This is a genomic window from Pseudomonas citronellolis, assembly GCF_029335315.1.
Taxonomy (GTDB): Bacteria; Pseudomonadota; Gammaproteobacteria; order Pseudomonadales; family Pseudomonadaceae; genus Pseudomonas; species Pseudomonas citronellolis_A.
The window spans coordinates 1-19,697 of record NZ_JARJLT010000380.1; the positions used below are offsets into that span (position 1 = coordinate 1).

At 67.4% G+C, this 19,697-nt stretch carries 17 protein-coding genes; 8 read left to right on the top strand and 9 right to left on the bottom strand.

Going from position 1 to position 19,697, the window contains the following annotated elements:
- Nucleotides 1-95 precede the first annotated feature (95 nt).
- Nucleotides 96-863 carry a class II aldolase/adducin family protein gene (locus P3W75_RS28595; RefSeq protein WP_276230691.1) on the bottom strand — a complete coding sequence of 256 codons (768 nt, stop codon included), beginning with the start codon at nucleotides 861-863 and terminating at the stop codon, nucleotides 96-98.
- Between the two features lie 202 nt (nucleotides 864-1,065).
- Here P3W75_RS28595 and P3W75_RS28600 point away from each other — a divergent pair, with 202 nt between their 5' ends.
- Nucleotides 1,066-1,779, top strand: coding sequence for a Crp/Fnr family transcriptional regulator (locus P3W75_RS28600; RefSeq protein WP_276230692.1), 714 nt, complete (start codon nucleotides 1,066-1,068; stop codon nucleotides 1,777-1,779).
- 36 nt (nucleotides 1,780-1,815) lie between these two features.
- Here P3W75_RS28600 and P3W75_RS28605 read toward each other — a convergent pair whose 3' ends face one another.
- Entirely contained in the window at nucleotides 1,816-2,748 is a 933-nt protein-coding gene (locus P3W75_RS28605; protein WP_276230693.1) for an AraC family transcriptional regulator, read from the bottom strand.
- Nucleotides 2,749-2,900: 152 nt separating this feature from the next.
- Between P3W75_RS28605 and P3W75_RS28610 the strand changes: the two genes are divergently transcribed.
- The 7 genes from P3W75_RS28610 (at nucleotide 2,901) to P3W75_RS28640 (ending at nucleotide 11,011) form a co-directional block, all read left to right on the top strand.
- On the top strand, nucleotides 2,901-4,505 hold the full coding sequence (locus P3W75_RS28610) for an arylsulfatase (protein WP_276230694.1): 1,605 nt from the start codon (nucleotides 2,901-2,903) through the stop codon (nucleotides 4,503-4,505).
- A gap of 82 nt (nucleotides 4,506-4,587) precedes the next feature.
- On the top strand, nucleotides 4,588-5,121 hold the full coding sequence (locus P3W75_RS28615) for a 2,4'-dihydroxyacetophenone dioxygenase family protein (protein ID WP_276230695.1): 534 nt from the start codon (nucleotides 4,588-4,590) through the stop codon (nucleotides 5,119-5,121).
- A 1-nt stretch (nucleotide 5,122) separates the two neighbouring features.
- Nucleotides 5,123-6,160, top strand: coding sequence for an NAD-dependent epimerase/dehydratase family protein (locus P3W75_RS28620; protein ID WP_276230696.1), 1,038 nt, complete (start codon nucleotides 5,123-5,125; stop codon nucleotides 6,158-6,160).
- The gene (locus P3W75_RS28625) at nucleotides 6,157-6,981 is read left to right on the top strand and encodes an SDR family NAD(P)-dependent oxidoreductase (protein ID WP_276230697.1); all 825 of its coding nucleotides are present in this window, start codon (nucleotides 6,157-6,159) and stop codon (nucleotides 6,979-6,981) included. Before P3W75_RS28620 ends, P3W75_RS28625 begins: the two co-directional genes overlap by 4 nt.
- A 64-nt stretch (nucleotides 6,982-7,045) precedes the next feature.
- On the top strand, nucleotides 7,046-8,578 hold the full coding sequence (locus P3W75_RS28630; protein WP_276230698.1) for a DUF1254 domain-containing protein: 1,533 nt from the start codon (nucleotides 7,046-7,048) through the stop codon (nucleotides 8,576-8,578).
- Complete coding sequence (locus tag P3W75_RS28635) at nucleotides 8,575-9,537, top strand: SphA family protein (protein ID WP_276230699.1); 963 nt, start codon at nucleotides 8,575-8,577, stop codon at nucleotides 9,535-9,537. The genes P3W75_RS28630 and P3W75_RS28635 overlap by 4 nt, the downstream gene beginning before the upstream one ends.
- Nucleotides 9,538-9,580: 43 nt before the next feature.
- Complete coding sequence (locus P3W75_RS28640; protein WP_276230700.1) at nucleotides 9,581-11,011, top strand: DUF1254 domain-containing protein; 1,431 nt, start codon at nucleotides 9,581-9,583, stop codon at nucleotides 11,009-11,011.
- 40 nt (nucleotides 11,012-11,051) lie between these two features.
- Here P3W75_RS28640 and P3W75_RS28645 read toward each other — a convergent pair whose 3' ends face one another.
- The 7 genes from P3W75_RS28645 to P3W75_RS28675 all read right to left on the bottom strand — a co-directional run bounded on the left by P3W75_RS28645 (nucleotide 11,052) and on the right by P3W75_RS28675 (nucleotide 19,682).
- On the bottom strand, nucleotides 11,052-12,122 hold the full coding sequence (locus P3W75_RS28645; RefSeq protein ID WP_276230701.1) for an amidohydrolase family protein: 1,071 nt from the start codon (nucleotides 12,120-12,122) through the stop codon (nucleotides 11,052-11,054).
- Nucleotides 12,119-13,570 carry an aldehyde dehydrogenase family protein gene (locus P3W75_RS28650; RefSeq protein ID WP_276230702.1) on the bottom strand — a complete coding sequence of 484 codons (1,452 nt, stop codon included), beginning with the start codon at nucleotides 13,568-13,570 and terminating at the stop codon, nucleotides 12,119-12,121. The genes P3W75_RS28645 and P3W75_RS28650 overlap by 4 nt, the downstream gene beginning before the upstream one ends.
- Before the next feature lie 70 nt (nucleotides 13,571-13,640).
- Complete coding sequence (locus tag P3W75_RS28655) at nucleotides 13,641-15,005, bottom strand: DUF1329 domain-containing protein (protein ID WP_276230703.1); 1,365 nt, start codon at nucleotides 15,003-15,005, stop codon at nucleotides 13,641-13,643.
- Nucleotides 15,006-15,030: 25 nt separating this feature from the next.
- Nucleotides 15,031-16,848 (bottom strand): DUF1302 domain-containing protein, encoded by a 1,818-nt coding sequence (locus P3W75_RS28660; protein WP_276230704.1) that lies wholly within the window; start codon nucleotides 16,846-16,848, stop codon nucleotides 15,031-15,033.
- A 261-nt stretch (nucleotides 16,849-17,109) separates the two neighbouring features.
- Complete coding sequence (locus tag P3W75_RS28665; RefSeq protein ID WP_276230705.1) at nucleotides 17,110-17,877, bottom strand: SDR family oxidoreductase; 768 nt, start codon at nucleotides 17,875-17,877, stop codon at nucleotides 17,110-17,112.
- Nucleotides 17,878-18,075: 198 nt separating this feature from the next.
- Nucleotides 18,076-18,609 (bottom strand): cytochrome b, encoded by a 534-nt coding sequence (locus P3W75_RS28670; RefSeq protein WP_276230706.1) that lies wholly within the window; start codon nucleotides 18,607-18,609, stop codon nucleotides 18,076-18,078.
- Between the two features lie 533 nt (nucleotides 18,610-19,142).
- Nucleotides 19,143-19,682 (bottom strand): PqiC family protein, encoded by a 540-nt coding sequence (locus P3W75_RS28675; protein ID WP_276230707.1) that lies wholly within the window; start codon nucleotides 19,680-19,682, stop codon nucleotides 19,143-19,145.
- Between the last annotated feature and the right edge of the window lie 15 nt (nucleotides 19,683-19,697).

Genomic DNA, 19,697 nt, shown 5'->3' on the forward strand with positions numbered 1-19,697 from the left:
TGCGCAGGGCAGCCTCGGCGCGCAGGTTTCCCAACAGCGCATCGGGCACCTGGCGCGACAGGGCGATGCAGGGAAGGGCGCTCATGCTCCGGGCCTCAGTCGCGGTAGCTGGTGTCGATACGGTCGAGCTTGCGCAGCAGCGCCGGCCAGACGAAGCCGCCGCCCTGGCCGCCGGTCTGCTTGTCGACCACCTCGGCCACGCCCTCGATGATCTGCGGGTCGACGTTGATCAGCTTGCCGCCGGCCTGCGCCGCCAGCTGGATCTGGCAGGTGGTCTCGAAGGTGTACATGTTGAGGAAGGCGTCGGCGACGCTGCGACCGACGGTCAGCAGGCCGTGGTTGCGCAGCATGAAGAACAGCTTGTCGCCGAGGTCGGCCTGCAGGCGCGGTTTCTCGTCGTCGCGCAGGGCCACGCCTTCGTAGTCGTGATAGGCCAGCGAGGACAGCACGAAGGTGGACTGCTGGCTGATCGGCAGCACGCCGCCTTCCTGGGCGCTGACCGCGACGCCGGCGCGGGTGTGGGTATGCAGCACGCACTGGATGTCGTGGCGCGCGGCATGGATGGCGCTATGGATGACGAAGCCGGCGCGGTTGGCATCGTAGGGGCTGTCGAGCACCTTGTTGCCGTCCTGGTCGATCTTCACCAGGTTGGAAGCGGTGATTTCATCGAACATCAGGCCGTAGGGGTTGATCAGGAAGTGGTGCTCGGGACCGGGGACGCGGGCACTGATGTGGGTGAAGACCATGTCGGTCCAGCCGTACAACGCCACCAGCCGATAGCAGGCGGCGAGATCGACGCGCAGTTGCCATTCTTCATCGCTCACCTGCTTGCGTACATCGGGGAGGGAGAGTTCATGGGACATGCCGGGTTCCTTCTTGTGGTTGTCGAAAGCGTCCGAGGCTAAGTCGAGCCGTCGCTCGCTGACTGTCGCGGATTTGACGCCGTGGGCCAGGCGCCGCTGCGCCCGCGCCATCCCCCGATTGGCAATCGCGGGGGCCTTGTGCGTACTCGCCGAGCGGCCGAATAATGGTGGGCGTTGGCCCGAGTCGCAGGAGTTTGCAGGCGTGATCTTTCCCCCGTTGCTGTCGGAGTCCCATCTCGCCATGTTGATGGCCAGCCGCTGGTTCGGTGGCCTGCCTGCGCCGACACGCGACGACCTGCTGGCCCGCGCCAGCGTGCGCGCGCTGGCCACCGGCAAGCTGCTGTTCCGTTGCGGCGAGCCGCCGGATGGCCTGTACATCGTGCTACAGGGCGTCATTCGCCTGAGCAACACCACGCGCGATGGCCAGGAAGCCGTGCTGAACTTCTACGAGCCCGGCAACTGGTTGGGAGAGGTCTCGCAGCTCGATCGCAGCGTGCGCCTGCACGACGCTTACGCCCAGGTTCCGTCGCAGGTGCTGCACATCAGCCCGCTGGCGCTGGGCGAGTTGTGCGACCGGCATCCGGCGCTGGTGCGCATGCTGCTGGAACTGGAAGTCTCGCGTCTGCGCGCCATGCTGGTGGCTTTCTCCGCGTTCTCCACGCAGTCGCTGGAGCAGCGCCTGGCCGGCCGCCTGCTGGGCCTGAGCGAGAGCTTCGGGGTGACTGGCGAGAAGGGCCTGAGCCTGGACCTGCGGCTGTCCCAGGAGGCCATGGCGCAGCTCATCGGCGCCACTCGCCAGCGGGTCAACCAGGTGCTCAACCGTTGGGAGGCCGAGGGCCTGGTGGAGCACGCCTACGGGCGCATCAGCATCCTCGATCGCGCGCGCCTGGAGGCCCTCGCCGGCGGCGAGGGCTGAGGCCCGTCGCGCCCCATAGAGCGCGCGGATAGGCGCTCATTCAGGATCCGCATGCCCCTGCCAGCGCTTGCGCGCACGCTGGTAGGCGGCGCTGTCGGCGTAGCCCAGGCGGGTGGCGATGCGCTCGCGGTCCAGCCCCTGAAGCTCCAGGTACTGCTCCAGCTCCGTGCGCACCGCGTCCAGCACCTGGCGGAAGCCCAGGCCCTGCTCCAGCAGGCGCCGGCGCAGGGTGCGCGGGGTCAGGTGCAGCGCCGTGGCGGCGCTTTCCAGGCTGGGCAGGGTGCCGTCCTCCAGCTCGCTGCGCAGGTGCTGCGCCACCTTCGCCGCTATTCCGCTGAACTGCTGCAGGCGCGCCAGGCGCTGTTCCAGGCCCTCGACGATCAGTTCGGCGAGCACCGGGTGATGGCCGCGCATCGGTACGTCCAGCAGGCTGCGGTCGAAGACCAGGCGGGTGCGTTCGCAGCCGAAGTGCAGGTTCGGGCCGAACCAGTCCCGGTACTCGGCATGGTAGGGCGGTCGCGAGTAGGCGAACTCGGCGCGTAGCGGCAGCACGGGGGTGACGCAGCCTTCGCGCATCTGCGTCATGGTCATCACCAGGGCGTGCTCGCTGTAGTAGCGGTGAAGGAGTTCCGAGGCGTCGATCTCCACCTCCAGTTCCACTTCGCCTTCCGTGGCGACCACCTGCAGGCGATCGAGGTCCGAGCCCAGCCGCGAGAAGCGCTGCCAGTGCCGCAACGCCTCGCCGACCGTGGCGCTGCAAAGCGATAGCGAGACCAGGATGAAGCGGTCCCTGGCGCGGAAATGGCTGAACAGGTGCAGGCCGATGGCCGGATCGATGCGCGCGGCGCGCGTCCACAGCCGCTCCAGTTGCGTCCGATCGAATTCCTCGGCGTCGCTGGATTCGCCGAGGAAAGTGGCCAGTACCCGACCCATCGCGCCGCGATGCCGCTGCTGGGTCTGCGTGGCCATTTTGGTTCGGTTTTTGTCCCTTTCGGACATGTTTTGCGGATTCCTCTTGACGTCTCATGTGGGCGTTCGGTGCAAGGCTCCGGTCGCCCTCCGCGGGGAAGGTGGCCGCCGGTTCGCACGCTCATCTTAATAATAATTCGAGAACGCCCTCCATGATCCGGACCCGCCTCTATCGAGTCGCGGCCTGCCTGGCCTCCACCCTGACGCTCCTCGGCGCGCCCTTGTTCGGCAACACGGTACAGGCCGCCGAGAAACCCAACATCGTGGTCATCTTCGGCGACGATATCGGCATGTGGAACCTCAGCGCCTATAGTCGCGGCGCCATGGGCTATCGTACGCCGAACATCGACAGCATCGCCAAGGCTGGCGCGATCTTCAGCGACCACTATGCGCAGCCCAGCTGCACCGCTGGCCGAGCTGCCTTCATCACCGGGCAGCTGCCGATCCGCTCGGGCATGACCACTGTCAACCAGCCGGGCGGCATGCTCGGCCTGAAGCCGCAGACCGTGACCCTGGCCGAAGTGCTCAAGACCGAGGGCTACACCAGCGGCCAGTTCGGCAAGAATCACCTGGGCGACCGCAACGAGCACCTGCCGACGGTGCACGGCTTCGACGAATTCTTCGGCAACCTCTACCACCTCAACACCGAGGAGGAGCCGGAGGATGCCGATTACCCGACCGACCCCGCGTTCAAGAAACGCTACGGCCCGCGCGGCGTGCTGCATTGCTACGCCACCACCAGCGAGACGGCTGGAGACGATCCGCGCTTCGGCAAGTGGGGCAAGCAGCGTTGCGAGGACACCGGCCCGCTGACCCGCAAGCGCATGGAAACCGTCGACCAGGAGTTGATCCAGGCCTCGTTCAAGTTCATGGACAAGGCCGTGGCGCAGAAGAAGCCGTTCTTCACCTGGATCAACACCACGCGCATGCACGTGTTCACCCACACCCCGGACAAGTACCTGGCCCAGTGCCGGCAGTTCACCAGCGGCGAGGACGAGCATTGCGCCGGCATGCTGCAGCATGACGAAGATGTCGGCACGGTACTGAAGAAGCTCGATGACCTGGGCATCGCCGACAACACCATCGTCATCTACACCACCGACAACGGTCCGGAGCACGAGACCTACCCGTTCGGCGCCACCTCTCCGTATCGCGGCACCAAGATGAGCACCTGGGAAGGCGGCGTACGGGTGCCGCTGATGCTGCGCTGGCCGGGGCACGTGCCGGCGGGCGAGGAGCTCAATGGCATCCAGTCCCACGAGGACCTGTTCACCACCCTGGCCGTGGCCGCCGGCATGCCCGACGTGCGCGAGCGCCTGGCCAAGGGCGACGACTTCGGCACCGGCGTGGTGAAGAAGAACTACATCGATGGCCTGGACAACCTGGCCTACTGGGAAGGCAAGACCGACCAGTCGGCGCGCCACGAGATCTTCTACTACGCCGAGAGCCGTCTGCAGGCCGTGCGCCTGGACCAGTGGAAGGCGCACTTCTACACCCGCGACGGTTACTACGGCACCACCACCACGCTGGAAATTCCCTGGCTGTTCAACATCCGCCAGGACCCCTTCGAAAGCTACGACCAGGCGCCCGGCCCGCGCGCCAACCTGCTGCAGAAGAAGACCTACGTGTTCAACCAGATGACCGACGCCATAGTCGCGCACCTGAAGACCTTCAAGGACTTCCCGCCGGCGCAGAAGGGTTCGTCGCTGAGCTTCGAACAGCTCAAGGAACAGATCATCAAGCAAGCCGAAAAGTGATTACCCCCGGCGGTCGCTCCGCGTCCGCCGGTTCCTCCCGCGCGCCCATTGCGCCCAGAACAACAAGACCGGAGTTTTACCGATGAGCCAGCTCAGCCCCGCTGCCATGCAAGTCTTCGCCGCCATGCAGAATGCCCCCGTGGTATCCCGCGATCACGCCCGCGAGGCGATCCTGCTGCTGGAGGACGACCTGCCCTGGGTCAGCCTGCCCGACGGCTCCACCATTCAGCTGCTGCACGTGGACCTGAACCAGAACCTGTGGATCAACCGCACCCGCATGAAGCCCGGCTTCGGCGTCGACACCCACTACCACACCGGCCCGGTGTTCGCCGTCACCCTGAAGGGCGAGTGGTTCTACCAGGAATACCCGGACAAGGTGAACAAGGCCGGTTCCTACCTCTACGAGCCGGCGCACTCGCTGCACAGCCTGCGCGTGCGCGAAGACGCCAGCGAGATCGCCGACGTGTGGTTCGCCATCTTCGGCAGCAACGTCGACATCGACGAGAACGGCGACGTGATCCGCATCCTCGACGCCAAGACCGCGCTGGCGGTTTACCGCGCGCTGTGCGCGGCCGAAGGCAAGAACTGCGACAAGCTCATCGTCCTCGGTGAATGAGATGAGCCAGTTGCACAGTGCATTCGTCACTGGTGCAGGCGGCTTCATCGGCCGCCACCTGGTGCGCCAGTTGCTGGCGGAGCAGGTGGCCGTGGTCGCCCTGATGATGCCCGGCGAAGCGGTGCCGGTGGAGTGGGGCGACCGCGTTCGCGTGGTGACCGGCGATGTGCGTCGGCTACTGGAATTGCGTGAGCGGATCGGCCGGGTGGACGCGATTTTCCACCTGGCCGCGGTGGTCAGCGACTGGGGTAGCACCCAGTCGCACGTGGAGGTCACCGTCAAGGGCACCGAACACGCCATCGACCTGGCCCTGGGCTGGGGCGCGCACTTCGTCGTGACCACCAGCGTCTGCGCCTTCGCCAGCGCCCTGGCCAAGGGCCGGCTGGACGAGGGCAGCCCGATCGGCGAGCCATCCTCGGCCTACGAGTTCTGCAAGCAGGAACAGGAGCGGGTGACCCGCGAGGGCGTGGCGCGCGGGCTCAAGGGCACCATCGTGCGGCCGGCCAACGTGTTCGGCGTCGGCAGCATGCCCTGGGTCAATTCGCTGGTGACGGTACTGCGCGCGGGCGAACCCTGCCTGCTGGGTTCCGGCGACTGGGATGCCGGCCTGGTGCACGTGAACAACCTGGTGGCGCTGCTGATCGCCGCCGCGCGCTCGGAACATTGCAATGGCGATGTGTTCATCGCCGCCGATGGCTTCGGCGTGACCTGGAAAGGTTACCTGGAGGAACTGGCCCGGGTGGCAGGGACGGCGCCGCCCAAATCGATTCCCAACGGGGTGGCCTGGGTCATGGCGGGGTTCATGCAGTGGTGGGGCCAATTGCGCAAGCAGACCCAGCGCCCGCACCTGACCCGGCAGACCTACCGGTTGATGGGCGGGCCCAACGAGTTCTCCACCGACAAGGCCCAGCGCCTGCTGGGTTACCGGCCGCCGGTGAACTTTACCGCGGCCATGGCGGAACTCGACGAACACTTCCGTGCCCAGCGCGAGTCAGTAGCGGGCACATCCACGGTATCGGGTATGAGGAAACAAGCATGAGTCAGTGGATCCAGGGGGCACCGCGTGTCGCCTTCATTTCCGGCGGCGGCAGCGGTATCGGCCTGCAGATCGCCAAGGCCCTGGCGGCCGAAGGCGCGAGCCTCGCGCTGTTCGACCTGAAAGTGGACAAGGCGGTGCTCGATGAGTTGCGCGCCCTGTGCCAGCGCCCGCAGCAGAAGGTCGAGGCTTTCCTCGTCGACATCACCCAGACCGCTGAAGTCGACGCCGCGGTGGAGGCCGCGGTGGGCACGGTCGGCGTACCGGACTTCGCCTTCAACTCCGCCGGCATCCTGCGCACTGCGCTGTTCACCGAGCTGCCAGCGGAAACCTTCGAGCTGGTAGTGCGCATCAACCTGTTCGGCAGCCGCAATTTCGCCGCCGGCGTGCTGCGCCACATGCAGCGCGGCGGCTACCTGGCGCTGGTGGCTTCGCTGTCGGGAATCATGGGCGGCTACACCCAGGCCGCCTATTCCGCGTCCAAGTTCGGCGTGGTGGGCCTGGCCGAGGTGCTGCGCCTGGAGCAGAAGCCCAACGGCATCGACGTGTCGGTGATATGCCCCGGCGAGATCGCCACGCCGCTGCTCACCTACGAGCGCCAGCACGGCAGCAAGGTCACCGAGGCGCTCAACGGCGCCGCCGGCATACTGACGGTTGAAGAGGCCGTGGAGGGCATCCTCGCCGGGCTGCGCCGGCGCGAGTTCATGATCACCCCGGGCTTGCGTGCCCGCCTGCTGCGCGGCATGGCGCGCAAGACCAGCTCGCTGATGCGCTGGATCACCGACCAGACCCTGGCCAGGGCGCTGCAAGCGGAACGCCGCTGAGCCCGTGCCGGCCACGGCGTGTGATGTGGCCGGCGACCCATCCGCCATTTCAGGGGAGCCCCACATGCTTCGCAGACCTTTGATGATGCCCCTGCTGCTGGCCTTCGCGCTGCAGGGCCAGGCAGCCGAATCCATCGCCGCTGAGCCGGTCGGCGGGCAACCCGCCGCAGGTGCGCGGCCCTCGGTGAGCGATTTCGACTACCAGCTGAAGTACCAGCGCGCCTTCGAGGCGGTGCTCTGGTCGCTGCCCAGGGTGCAGACCCAGGGCGGCCGCGAGGCGACTCTGGGCGGGCTGGGCATGAAGGACAACGACATCGTCGCCATGTCCGGCCCGGCCACGCCGAAGTTCGAGACCTGGACCGCCAACAGCTCCACGCCCTATGTCTTCGCCTACACCGACCTCAAGCGCGAGCCGGTGGTGCTGGAGGTGCCGCCGGCCGGTGCCGATGGCAGCCTCTATGGCCAGGTGGTGGATGCCTGGCAGACCACCATCGCCGACATCGGTCCCTCCGGTATCGACGCCGGCCGGGGCGACAAGTTGCTGCTCACCGGCCCGGACTTCAAGGGCACGGTGCCGGCCGGCTACCGCCAGGTGGTGTCGCCGACCCGGCGCATCGTCTTCGCTTTCCGTTCGGTGCGTGCGCCGGGCAAGAGCGCGGCGGATGCCCAGGCCTATGCCAAGCGCCTGAAGATGTACTACCTGTCGCAGGCCGCCAAGCCGCCGCGGCAGCGCTTCGTCGACCCGATCGAGCAGCGCTATTCGTCCCTGCTGCCGCAGGACGATCGTTACTTCCAACTGCTCCACGACACCCTGACCTACGAGCCGGTGCGCCCCGAGGACAAGCACATGCTCGGCCTGCTGGCGTCGCTGGGGATCGAGCAGGGCAAGCCCTACCAGCCGGACGAGAAGACCCGCCGGGCGATGCGCCAGGCCGTGGTGGACGTCTGGTTCTACCTGCAGCAGCGCTTCGACAACCTGCCCAGGAGCTACTACTTCTGGGCCGACCGCCAGTACGTGCCACTGTTGCTGCCCGATGCCAATCGCGGCTTCAGCTTCGAGTATCCGGATAGCATCGATGTCGACGGCCGCGCCCTGGCGTTCTTCTGGTGCACCCTGGTGCCGCGGCAGGTGCCCGAGCGCCCGGCGGCCTACTACCTGATGGCCATGGCCGACAGTCAGGGCCGGCCACTGGAAGCGGGCGCCACCTACAAGCTGGTGGTGCCGACCGCCATGCCGGTGAAGCAGTTCTGGTCGCTGACCGTCTACGACCGCGCCACCATGGCTTTCATCTACACCCCGCAGAATCGCACCACGCTGGACTCCTACGGCCTCGACAAGATGAAGAAGAACGCTGACGGCAGCGTGACCCTCTACGTCGGTCCGCAGGCACCGAAGGGCCTGGAGTCCAACTGGATTCCCACCAGCGGCAAGCGACCATTGCCGGCGCTGCGCTTCTACGGCGGCACCGACGACCTGTTCGACAAGCGCTTCAAGATGCCCGACTTCGAGCGGGTCGACGCGCCCGCCGCCAACGCCACCGTGTATTCCGCCGCCATCAGCGGCAGCGTGGCCATGGGGAGCAATCTGCTGCCATGAGCGGAATGCGAAAGTGTCGCGAAGCCCTGCTGGCGCTGACGGGAGTGGCGGCGTTGAGTGGCGCGGCCAGCGCCGCCGAGAACGGCGTCGGCTTCTACCTGCTCGGCTCGCGCAGCCCGATGTCCGGCGCCTTGCCGCCGCCCGGGGTGTACCTGCAGAACGATGTCATCTACTACAGCGGCAGTGCGGCGGCGAGCAAGGAGTTCCCCCTCAACGGCCAACTTGCGGCGGGCATCCAGGTCGACACCTGGCTGGAAATGCCGACGCTGCTCTGGTCGACGCCCTGGCAGCTGCTGGGCGGCAACCTGGGGCTGGCCTGGAGCCAGCCGCTGGGTGGGCCCCGGGTCGAGGTCGACGTCGAGCTGAGCGGGCCGCACGGGCAGCGCCTGGCCTCGGACGTCGCGGACTCCAACTACACGGTGGGCGACCCGGTAGTGTCGGCGCTGGTGGGCTGGCACCAGGGCAATTTCCACTGGCAGGCCGGGGTGGCGGTCAACGTGCCGGCGGGCGACTACGACGACGGCGCCCTGGCCAACGTCGCCTTCAATCACTGGGGGGCCGACCCCTACGCCTCGCTGACCTGGTTCGACCCGAAGGTGGGGCTGGACCTGTCGGTGAGCGCCGGGGTCACCTTCAACGCCGCCAATCCGGCCACCGACTATCGCACCGGCAACGAGGGGCATCTGGAGTGGAGCGCCGAACAGCACTTCGCCTCGGGTTTCTCCGCTGGCGTGCTCGGCTACCACTACCGCCAGCTGACCGACGACAGCGGCCGCGGCGCAGCCCTCGGCGGCTTCAAGGGGCGCACCCGCGCCCTCGGCCTGACCGCGGCCTGGACCGCCGCAGGCACGGTGCCCTGGTCGCTGCGCGTGAAGACCTTCAAGGAGCAGGGCGCCTACAACCGCCTTGAAGGCGACGCCACCTACCTGACCCTCTCCATCCCCTTGTCCGCGCTGTAGCGTGGGCAGGGCGGCCACGGTTTCACCCCTGAGCGAGACGTCCATGATGAAATCCGCCCGTACGATACTGCCCGCGCTGAGCGTGGCCATCGCGTTGGCCGCTGGGCACAGCGAGGCCGCGCAAAGCCCCGCCGACCCGCAGGTCAGCCTGGTGATGACGCCGCAGAAGATCGCCCAGGCGCAGGAGATCGACGCCTACAACCTCGGCCTGATGGCCTACACCTGGGGCTACCCGCTGGTGCGTCTGGAGCGTGTGCTGCGCGAGTACATCGAGGTTCCGGCGAACAAGCCGCCGACCAGCTACCGCGCGCCGCTGAACCGGATCGGCTGGGCCACGGCCTTGTCCACCCCGGTGGACAAGGACATGCCCACGGCCAACAACGACACCTTGTACATGAGCGCGGTGGTCAAGCTGGACGAGCCCTACGTGCTGAGCGTGCCGGACACCGCCGACCGCTACTACGTGGTCAACGTCTTCGACATGTACCACGACCTCGAGCACTACATCGGCCGCCGCGCCACCGGCACCCGGGCCGGGCGTTACGCCCTGGTGCCGCCGGGCTGGAAGGGCGAGCTGCCGAAGGACGTCCAGGCGCTGCCGGTGAGCACCGACAAGGTCTGGCTGTGGGGCCGCCTGCGCATCCTCCAGGGCGAGGACCTGGCGCCGGCGCTGGCGCTGCAGAAACAGTTCGACCTGCGCCCGCTGAGCCAGCTGGGCAAGGCCGGCTACGTGCCGGCGCAGGAAAGCCTGCCGCCGCTGCCGTCGATCGATGGCGACGAGCTGGGCTTCTTCACCCACCTGGGCTACGCCATGCAGCACAACCGCATGAAGACCGTGGACCAGGCGCTGGTGGGGCAGCTGGTGCGTATCGGTCTCAGCCCCGAGCACGGCTTCGACCGCAGCAAGCTCACCGCCGAGCAACTGCGCGGACTGAAGCGCGCGCTGGCTGACGGCCTGCTGGTGGCGGGCAAGGCCACCATGACTTCCACCGTGCTGCGCAACGGCTGGAACGTGGCGCTGGTCAGGGAGTTCGGCTACGACTACCCCGGTCGCTCCGTCATGGCCGGCGCCTACCTGGGCGGCAACCTGGCGGAGGAGGCGGTCTACCCGATCCGCTTCACCGACGAGCAGGGCAAGCCGCTCAATGGCGAACACACCTACCGCCTGACCTTCGCCAAGACGCCGCCGGTGGGCGCGTTCTGGTCGCTGACGATCTACAACGCCGGCGACAAGATGCTGGTGGACAACCCTATCGGCCGCTACAAGGTCGGTTCCGACACGCCGGGCCTGCAGGTCGCCAAGGACGGCTCGATCAGCATCGCCATCCAGCATGGCCAGCCGGGCGCGGCGGAGCAGGCCAACTGGCTGCCGGCGCCGAAGGGCGATTTCTACCTGCTGCTGCGCCTGTACCAGCCGGACGCCAGCATCCTCGATGGCAGCTACGCCCTGCCGCAGGTCAGCGTGGTCCGCTAGCGACGGCGGGGCGCCGGAGAGTATCCGGCGCCCCGATCGCTCATTCCCCCAGCCGGTAGAAGCGCACTGCGTTGTCGCGGAACACCGCGCGCAGCGTCGCCTCGCCGTGCCCGGCCAACAGGCGTCGCTTGGCCTCGATGATGTCCGCCAGGTTGGCGCTGACGCTGTCCATGGGAAAGTTCGAGGCGAACATCAGGCGCTGGCTGCCGAACACCGCCAGGGCGTGCTCGACGAAGGGCCCCAGCAAGTCCTGCAACTGTGCCACGCCGGCCTTCTCGCCACGCCGGTGGAAGGCGTGGCCGAGCACCGGCATCAGCAGGCCGGAGAGCTTGGCGTGGACGTGGCGGTACTGCCCCAGCTCGGCGATATCGTCCTGCCAGCGCTTGAAGATATCCTCGCGTTCGCCGGCGCTGCGCCCGGTATGCCGGCCCACCGGGCCGAACACCCCGGCCGGGGTGCCCAGGTGGTTCAGCACCAGGCGCACTTCGGGGAAGCGCGCGGCCAGGGCGCTGAGTTCCGGCAACTGGGTCGAGTACACCCAGGCGTCGAAGCTCAGGCCCAGTTCGGCCAGGCGCGCATAGCCGGCCTGGAAACGCTGGTCCAGGTACAGATGCGGCTGCGTCGCCCAGCGCTTGATCCCGCGGTCGGCGTGGAAGGCGGCCATGCGCCGCACGCCGCGCACCTTCGCGCAGGCCTGCAGGTGCTCGATCAGGGCGTTGGCGAAATCCAGCTTGCGCGGGTCGGCGTTCACCACCAGGGCGCCCAACTGCGGGCCGCCCTGGCCGAACGGCAGCTGGGCGATCCAGCGTGTCTCGTCGACCAGCGCCAGGTTGCTGAGCGCGTGCCAGCCGGCTTCGACGTGCACCACCGTGTCCACCGGCCAGGCGCCGAAGTCGGCGGCGTGGTCGGCGGGCAGGTAGGGCGCCAGGAAGTGCTCGATGCGCCCCAGGCTCTCCAGGTTGGCGCGTGATTGCAGGGCCCGGGCCACCGCGTGCAGCAGGCGTGGCCTTCGGCCGAGCAGGCGGATCAGCCCCGCGGCGGCGTGCGGCGTCGCCAGCGGGTTCCATTGGTGCATGTGGGCGTCGACGATGGAGCAGGGCAGTGCGTTCATTCCGGCGCATCCCCGAGTGCGCGCGCCAGCGGTGCGTAGACGTGCTCCTCGATCAGCGAGCGGGTGCCCGCGCCATAGGGCGGTGTGAGCAGTTCCAGGGTGCCGCCGGGCAGACGCTGGTAGAAACCTCGCGGGTTGGAGAACTCGCGGAAGCCTTCCTCGCCGTGGTGCCGGCCCATGCCGCTGGGGCCGACGCCACCGAAGCCCATCGATGGCAGCGCCGCCTGCATGACCGCGGCGTTCAGCGCCACGCCGCCGGAGCGGGTATTGCGGATGATGCTCCGGGTGAACCCGTCGTCGTCGGAGAACAGGTACAGGCCCAGCGGTGGCTCCATGCCGCGCAGGCGCTCGAGCAGGTCGGCGTGGCTGCGGTAGGTCTTGATCGGTAGCAGCGGGCCGAAGATTTCCTCGCCCATGATGGCGCAGTCGTCGTTCGGTTCGATGACCAGGTGGAAGGGCATGTGGCGGCTGCCGCTGGCGACTGCGTCGCCGATGCGGACGATGCGCGCGCCGCGCTGGCGAGCGTCTTCCAGTAGATGCTCCAGGCGCGCCTGGTGCCGCGCGTCGATGATGCCGCAGGCGTGGTCGCGGCCTTGGTCGGTGGCGAAGGTACGTTGCATGTGCACGGTCAGTGCTTCGACGAAGGCCTCCAGGCCCGCCTCGGGCACCAGGCAGTGGTCGACGCTGACGCACATCTGCCCGCGCTTGATGGCCTTGGCACCGGCGATGGTGGCGATGCACTCGGCATTGGCGACCTTGTCCGCGCCGACGATGGCCGGGCATTTGCCGCCCAGCTCGAGGGTCAGCGGCACCAGGTGCTCGGCGGCGGCCTTCATCACTTCGCGGGCGGCCCGCGCGCCGCCGGTGTAGACCAGGTGGTCCCAGGGCAGGGCCGGGAAGTGGCGGGCCAGTTCCAGGTCGCCGTTGACTACCGCGACCAGGTCCTCGGCGAAGGTCTCGGCGATCATCTCCTGCAGCAGCTGGCCGCAGGCGGGCGTCAGCTCCGAGGGCTTGATGATGACGCGGTTGCCGGCGCCGAGGGCGTCCAGGGTCGGCCCCAGGCCGATGTCGAAGGGGAAGTTCCAGGCCACCAGGTTGCCCACCACCCCCTTCGGCGCGTGTTCGACATAGGCCCGCGAGGCGCCGTGGCTGGCGGCGTCCAGCGACCTCTGGCACGGCTCCATCCAGTGCCGGACGTGTTCACAGTTGAAGCGTGCGCGGTCGAACATGCCGATGATCTCGGTAAGTTCGCCCTGGGTTCGCGAATGGCCGCCGAAGTCGGCGTCCAGGGCGTCGAGAATGCGATGCCGATAGCGGTAGAGCATCGGCGGCACCTGCGACATGCGTTCGATGCGGGTTTCGGCGCTGGGATAGCTGTCATGCAGGAACGCCTGTTTCTGCAGTTGCAGAAGACGCTGCAGGCGATCACAGGAGGTTTCCGGGTTCATGGGTGGCCTCGGGCGGATGGCTGGGCAAAAAAAAGGCGACCCGAAGGTCGCCTAAAACCACGGTTGCTGCTTAGCGCACCCCGTCGCTGCGCAGGGCCGCAGGGGTGAATTTCGCGGCGGAAGAGGGCACGCCGAAACGGATCCAGTTCTTCTCTTCGTTCATCATGCCGCTGACTGCGTAACGGCCGGAGATGATGTCGTACAGCGATTCCATGGCGTACCAGGGCACCTGCTGCTTGTAGTCCTGGGTCAGCATCGCTTCGCCTACGCGCCACAGTTGGCCGCGGCCGTCATACTGGTCGGACAGGGCGATGCTCCAGGTGTCCTCGTCGACATAGAAGCGGCGCTTGGCGTAGATGTGCCGCTCGCCGGACTTCAGGTTGGCCTCGACCACCCATACGCGGTGCAGCTCGTAGCGCGCCAGGTCCTGGTTGATATGACCGGCCTTGAGGATCTCGTCGTACTTGTGCTTCGGCGAGGCCAGCTCGTAGTTGTTGTAGGGGATGTAGATTTCCTTCTTGCCCACCAGCTTCCACTCGTAGCGGTTCGGTGCGCCGTTGTACATGTCCAGGCCGTCGGAGGTACGCAGGCCATCGACTTCAGTGGTCGGGCTGTCGTAGGCCACCTGCGGGGCGCGGCGCACGCGGCGCTGGCCGGCGTTGTACTGCCAGGCCATGCGCGGTTCCTTCACCTGGTCCAGGGAGTCGTGCACGAGCAGCACGTTGCCGGCCAGGCGTGCCGGCTCGGTCACACGCGACTTGTAGTAGTACAGGAGGTTCTCGGCGTCCTTCGCATCGAGGTCGGCCATGCCCTTGGGCACCGCCAGGTCTTCCTCGTAGCGGATCGCGGTGAAGGCGCCATTGGTCTGCGGCGCGGCGGTGACCGAGGCGCGCAGGATGTTCACGCCACGGAAGCGGGTGATGTGGTTCCACACCACTTCCAGGCCGTTCTGCGGAATCGGGAAGGCCACCCAGCGGCTGTCGGCGAAGCCCTGCAGGCCGTTGCCGCCTTCCACCAGGCTGGTTTTCGCCGCGCTGACCTTGGCGGCCTCGTTGATGAACGCGGGGACCACCTCGGTGCGGTGGCTCGGGTAGACGTTCATCTTGTAGTCCGGATAGCGCTTGAACAGCGCCAGCTGGCCTTCGGAGAGTTTCGCCTGGTACTGCCCGACGTTCTGCGCGGTGATGGTGAACAGTGGCTTCTCGCTGGCGAAGGGGTTGCCGAGGAAGCCGTTGGCGTCCACCGGGGCGGCGTTCTGCGCCAGGCCGCCGGTCCAGGCGGGGATGCTGCCGTCGGCATTGCCGGCCTTTTCCGCGCCCATCGGGGTGAGGCTGGTGCCGAGCTTGGCGGCTTCGTCCGCCGAGACCGCGGCCAGCACGCTGCCGGCCAGCAGGGACAGGGTGAAGGCACCGATCACTTGGAGGGTCTTGTTCATCTTGTGGTTCTCGCCAATGGTCCGGTTAGAAGTTCACGCCGACGCTGAGCGCGACGAAGTCGCGGTCGATCAGGGTGTTGTAATCGCCGCCGAAGAAGTTGGTGTACGACAGGCTGGCGGTGTAGGTGTTGCGGTAGTCGGCATCCAGGCCGAGGCTGATGGCCTTGGCGCCTTCGTTGAAGGTCGGGCCGTAGCCGTCCACGTCGTGGGACCAGGCCAGGTTCGGCTTCAGGTTGATGCCGGCGATGGCGTTGCTGTAGTCGAGGATGGCGCGGCCGCGATAGCCCCAGGAGGTGTTGGTGTAGAAGCCGTGGTTGTTGCCAGGCGTCCACTGGCCGTACTCGGGGGAGCGCCCGAAGCGCATATCGCTGGTCGGCTCCAGGTTGCTCAGGTGGGTCACGCCCAGCTCGCCGACCAGGGTCAGGCGGTCGGCCCCCAGCACCTGCTCGAAGAAGTGGGTGAGGGTGGTTTGCGCCTGGGTCATCGGCTTGCGCTCGTAACCGTGGTTCACCGCGCCGGGCGATGTCGGAATGGTCGGCGAGGTGGTCGGCGCGAGGGGGTTGAGCACCGCCAGGGAGATGTCCGGCGTGTTGATCTGCAGCGGCATGTTCGGCCGGTAGCTGATCTCGCCGTTCCAGGCGGTGCCGCTGGGCAGGGTGGTGGCGAAGCTCAGACCGTAGAGGCGGATGTCCTCGGGGTACTCGATGAAGTAGTTGCTGTTGCCCAGCACGGTGCTCAGGGCCATGCCCTGGACCACCGACGAGCAACCCGGACGGCCGCCGCAGGCGGCGCCCACCGCCGGGAGGATCTGCGGCAGCGCGGCGAAGGTGTCACGGCCGGCGGTCTGGCTGCTGTAGTAGGGGTTGCGGCTGTGGTAGTTCATGGCGTAGGCGCCGTATTCGACGTCGTCGGTCATGAAGCGCAGGGCCAGGCCCCACTGGCCGCTGTCACGCGGGTCGCGATCGCCGGAGCGCGGCAGGATCACCCCTTCGTCGTTGGCGATGAAGCCCTGGCCGTGGGCCGCGGCGATGGGTTCGAAGCGCGACATCAGCGCGCCGAAGCCGGGCGCGGCGTTGTTGGCGTTGTTCAGGTTGCAGCCGTGGGGCACCACGTCGGTGCCGAAGAAGGTGCCGCAGTTGTCCAGCACCGTCTTGTCCCAGCCCAGCTGGTAGAAGCCTTCGGCGGAGAAGCTGTCGGTGATGCTCTGCGACAGGTAGAACATGTTCACCGGCAGCAACGCTTCCTTGATCTCGGCGCCGGGGCGGCGGATGGCGGAGACGTCGATGGGGTTGATGCTGTTGATGCTGTTGGGGATGAAGGTGCTCTCGCCCCAGCTCACCACCTGCTTGCCCAGGCGCACGCTGCCCGGCAGGTTCTGGATGTTGTAGTTGTGGTAGACGAAGGCGTCGAGCAGCTGCGCGCCGGAGGAGCGGGCGCTCTTGTCGCGGCCGTCGTCGCTGATGTCCTTGAACGGCCGGCTCTCGTCCTTGAGTTCGAAGTCGTACCAGTACTTGCCACGCACGAAAAGACCGGTGTCGCCGTACTTCAGTTCCAGGTCATGAATGCCCTTGAACAGCTTGGAGAAGGTCTCGCCCTTCTTGAAGTTCAAGCGGCCATCGTCGGTCGTGTGGGTGGCAGTGTTGCCACCATTGTTGTAACCGATGAGGTCCTGGTCCGGGCTCTGGGTACTCCAGCTGGCGCCGAGAGACAGCGAGGAGTCGAGCTGGCCTTCGATTTCGCCGATGTTGAAGTTGACGGCCTTGGCCGGGGCGGCGACACCCAGGGCGACGGCCAGCGCGAGCAACTGGGGTTGGAACAATGCAGATCTTGTTATTGTTGGCATCGGATGCTCCGGGCGATTGGGAAACTGCATGCACAACCTATGTGGAGTGCCGCGCCCGGATAAGCGCGCAAAAGTACGAGTGGTGATCGGAAGAAGGTATGAGTGCAGGCCCGGCGCGGGTTTCGGCGGGGTCCAGCAGTTCGGTGAATGATCCTTCATTCAGTGCCGCTTTTTGTTGTGGGAAGTGTCCTTCAGATATGCCGCGAAAACGCCGCTACCGGACCTGGGCCCGGTAACGAGGAACGCGCATTCACGTACGGTTCAGAGCAGGTAGCCGCCATCCACCGCCAGGCTGATGCCGGTGGTGTAGCTGGAGGCATCGCTGGCCAGGTAGAGCACGGCGCCGGCCATCTCCTCGGGGTTGGCCACGCGCTTGAGCGGCACCCGCTGGAGAATGTCGTCGAGCACCACCGGGTTCTGCACCAGGGCGGCGGCGAACTTGGTGTCGGTGGGGCCGGGCAGCAGCGCGTTGCAACGGATGCCGAAGGGCGCGCACTCGCGGGCGAAGACCTTGGTCATGCTGATCACCGCGGCCTTGGTGACCGAGTAGATGCCCTGCAGGTCGCCGGGGCTCACGCCGTTGACCGAGGCGACGTTGATGATGCTGCCGCCGCCCTGTTCCTGCATCAGTTGGCCCGCCGTCAGCGACATGTAGAAGTAGCCACGGATATTGACGTCGACGGTTTTCTGGAAGGCCGCCAGGTCGGTGTCCAGCACGTGGCCGTATTGCGGGTTGGTGGCGGCGTTGTTGACCAGGATGTCGAGCCGGCCGAAGCGCTCGCGAATCCAGTCGAAGGTCGCCTGGATCTGTGCCGGCTCGCCGATGTGGCAGGCCACCGCATCGGCTTTGCCGCCGGCGGCGTTGATGGCGTCGGCCACCGCCTGGCAGCCTTCCAGTCGGCGACTGGAGACGATGACATGGGCGCCCTGGCGGGCCAGCAGGTGGGCGATGGCTTCGCCGATGCCACGGCTGGCGCCGGAGACGAAGGCGATCTTGCCGCCGAGATCGAAGGGGGCGGGTGCGGGCATGCTCTGCTCCAGTGGTTGGCAATAGGGTGCCGGCCACCGCGTTCCAGTCGGATCAGGGGAGGCACGGAACGCGGCGCCGGCCAGGCGAGGATAGGAAGTCGGGAGCGGGCGGCGGTATCGCCCGGAAGTACGATCAGGGCGATGAATGGGGATGATGCGTGGGGACCCGGCGCGTTGCGCGCCGGGCCGGGGGCGGCGTCAGGCCTGCTCGCGAGCCGGCAGCATGGCGCGCAGCACGCCGTCGCGGCGCACGTGGTGGTGCCAGATGGCTGCGCCGGCGTGGCCCAGGATCAGCGCGAAGAGCAGGTACTGGGCGCTCACGTGGAACAGCTTGGCGGCGTCGCGCGCGGCGTCGCCCAGCGGCAGCGGCGGGATTTCCAGCAGCCAGAACAGGTTCACCGGACGCTTGCCGAACAGCAGGCCGCTCAGTGGCATCAGGATCAGCAGGGCATAGAGCAGGGCGTGCCCGGCCCTGGCGGCCAGCAGGTTGGCGCGCTCGCTGGCCGGCAGCAGCTGCGGCGCGCTGTGGCGGGCGCGTAGCAGCACGCGCAGCAGGGTCAGCAGCAGGACGGTCAGGCCCAGCGACTTGTGCAAGGTGAAGACGCCGCTGGCGCCGCCAAGCAGACCGGCGAACAGGTCCTTGCCGTAGGGCAGCGCAATGATGGTCAGCACCAGCAGGGCGCTGAGCCAGTGCAGGGTGATCTGGGCGGGGGTGTAGCGGGCTTGGTTCACGGCGGGTTCCTCTTCGCGTCCATGGGCCGCTCGCGGGGCGGCCTGTACTTCTTCGGAGCCGGGGAGGTTAACGCACGCGGCCGGCGCCGATCGACGCGAAGGCGTTGCAGCATGTTGTGGGCCGCGCCTTTTCGTGTCTTGCCGACTGCGCCGAGACGCTCTTCGTAGGATGTGGGTCTTGGGCTGCTTTTCGTAGGAGCGGATTCATCCGCGATTCCCCAGCGGGGGCTATCGCGGACGGAGTCCGCTCCTACAGAAGCCGCCCCTGCCTGCGCGGTAGGAGCAACTGTCTTGCGTACGCGCCCAATCCTGTCACTCCCGCGAACGCGGGAGCCCAGAGACTCTGGATGATTCCCCTTCGGGCCAGCGCAAGCGCTGTTCGCGATGGAGCCGCGTCCCGCGTTCGCGGGGACGACGGAACGGGGGGACGCTTGGTAGGAGTGGATTTATCCGCGATCAGTGCCAATAGGCACAGATCATCGCGGACGGAGTCCGCTCCTACAGTCAGCCGGACATCTGAGCGTGAACCGGGACTACTGCGCCGGGCAACGCCCGCTATTGCTGGCCTGGACGATGGCGCTGGCGAGCTGGCGAACGTTGGCCTGGTGCGCGGCCACCAGTTTTTCCACGCTGGCGTCCGCCGGGGTCTGCACGCTGGTGCGGCAGGTCAGGTCGGCCTGGGCGCCGCTGCGCTTCAGGCGCCAGGTGGCGTCCAGCAGCGAGTAGTTGCCCGGTACCGAGTCGAAACGCTGTACCTCCACTCGCACGCTGGCGCGTGGCGTGGCGCTGGCCGGGCCACCGAGCTGGTCCTGCAGGGCGTTCTGGAATTCGTCCACCAGGTTCGCCCCCCACCATTCGGTTTCCAGGATCGCCAGGCCGCTGGCGCCCTGGCGCACCACCATCTGCGAGCGATCCACCTGCGGCGGCAAGCCGACGCGTTCGACGCGCACGTTACTCGCACTCCCCTGCCCCGGCTGCGACGGCACCAGGGTGTGGTAGTGGATGGGCGCGCTGCTGCAGCCCCAGAACAGCGGGACCAGCCCGGCGATGAGCAGCTTCGGCAGCTTCGGCATCTGCTTCTCTCCTTC

Excerpts from the sequence above, each read along its gene's own strand:
- P3W75_RS28645 (WP_276230701.1), bottom strand. The coding sequence starts at position 12,122 with ATGAACGCACTGCCCTGCTCCATCGTCGACGCCCACATGCACCAATGG.
- P3W75_RS28640 (WP_276230700.1), top strand. The coding sequence starts at position 9,581 with ATGATGAAATCCGCCCGTACGATACTGCCCGCGCTGAGCGTGGCCATC.
- P3W75_RS28615 (WP_276230695.1), top strand. The coding sequence starts at position 4,588 with ATGAGCCAGCTCAGCCCCGCTGCCATGCAAGTCTTCGCCGCCATGCAG.
- P3W75_RS28660 (WP_276230704.1), bottom strand. The coding sequence starts at position 16,848 with ATGCCAACAATAACAAGATCTGCATTGTTCCAACCCCAGTTGCTCGCG.
- P3W75_RS28610 (WP_276230694.1), top strand. The coding sequence starts at position 2,901 with ATGATCCGGACCCGCCTCTATCGAGTCGCGGCCTGCCTGGCCTCCACC.
- P3W75_RS28655 (WP_276230703.1), bottom strand. The coding sequence starts at position 15,005 with ATGAACAAGACCCTCCAAGTGATCGGTGCCTTCACCCTGTCCCTGCTG.
- P3W75_RS28625 (WP_276230697.1), top strand. The coding sequence starts at position 6,157 with ATGAGTCAGTGGATCCAGGGGGCACCGCGTGTCGCCTTCATTTCCGGC.
- P3W75_RS28620 (WP_276230696.1), top strand. The coding sequence starts at position 5,123 with ATGAGCCAGTTGCACAGTGCATTCGTCACTGGTGCAGGCGGCTTCATC.
- P3W75_RS28630 (WP_276230698.1), top strand. The coding sequence starts at position 7,046 with ATGCTTCGCAGACCTTTGATGATGCCCCTGCTGCTGGCCTTCGCGCTG.
- P3W75_RS28675 (WP_276230707.1), bottom strand. The coding sequence starts at position 19,682 with ATGCCGAAGCTGCCGAAGCTGCTCATCGCCGGGCTGGTCCCGCTGTTC.
- P3W75_RS28635 (WP_276230699.1), top strand. The coding sequence starts at position 8,575 with ATGAGCGGAATGCGAAAGTGTCGCGAAGCCCTGCTGGCGCTGACGGGA.
- P3W75_RS28595 (WP_276230691.1), bottom strand. The coding sequence starts at position 863 with ATGTCCCATGAACTCTCCCTCCCCGATGTACGCAAGCAGGTGAGCGAT.
- P3W75_RS28650 (WP_276230702.1), bottom strand. The coding sequence starts at position 13,570 with ATGAACCCGGAAACCTCCTGTGATCGCCTGCAGCGTCTTCTGCAACTG.
- P3W75_RS28665 (WP_276230705.1), bottom strand. The coding sequence starts at position 17,877 with ATGCCCGCACCCGCCCCCTTCGATCTCGGCGGCAAGATCGCCTTCGTC.
- P3W75_RS28605 (WP_276230693.1), bottom strand. The coding sequence starts at position 2,748 with ATGGCCACGCAGACCCAGCAGCGGCATCGCGGCGCGATGGGTCGGGTA.